Here is an 885-nt window from a genome sequence, read left to right on the forward strand (position 1 = left end):
ACGTTGCTACACCTAAAATACCAGCCATAAAAATACCATTATCCGACCACGGAACCATACCAGAAGTTAACGTTCCACCTACTTCTGAGTTACGTGCTAATACACGGCGATCTATTTTTAATTTATCATAGCTATCTTCCATAATTTTCGGTGTTAAAATAAGTGATACATACATCGCACAACCAAATATATTAGCTAAGAATGCCACGATTAATGTAGACAATGTTACATTACCTGCAGAATTTAATTTCTTCTCAAATTTTGATACGATTACTTTTAGAACACCTAGCTTTTCAAGTAGTCCACCAAAACCTAAGCCGAAAATAATAACGGCTACTGAACTAAGCATACCGTTAATTCCACCACGGTTTAATAACTTATCGACAAACTCGACACCAGATTGAATTGAGAATCCGTTATATGCTGTTCCAATTGCCTCTCCAAAGTGCATCCCTTGGAAAAGAGTTGCCCAAATTGCACCAATTAAAGCTCCCATAGCAATTGTTGGCATAGAAGGCTTCTTCAGCGCCAATAGCACAATAACGATTACAGCCGGAACAAGCATCCATATTTTAATATCAAATTGCTTTAATAAAGCTTCTTTTAAAAACTCTACTCTATTTAAATCTACATTATCCCCGCCATACATCCATCCAGCAACAGTAAACATAATGCTGGTAATAATAAAAGCTGGAACGTCTAATACGAGCATAGCTCGAACGTGAGCAATAACATCTACTTTTGCCATAGAAGCTGCAAGAACTGTGCTATCAGAAAGTGGTGATAATTTGTCTCCAAAATACGCTCCTGAAAGAACTGCACCCGCAACAAGCGGAAGTGGTAATCCAAKCCCTTCCCCAATCGCCATCATAGCAATACCAGCTG

1 protein-coding gene is annotated in these 885 nt (G+C 38.3%); it reads right to left on the reverse strand.

Translation table 11 applies throughout. The features are described 5' to 3' along the window. A partial coding sequence (gene nhaC, locus AC1DTM_RS29135) for a Na+/H+ antiporter NhaC (protein ID WP_477001563.1) occupies window positions 1–885 on the reverse strand: 885 nt, incomplete at both ends.

This window comes from Bacillus sp. P4_D3, from assembly GCF_056401855.1.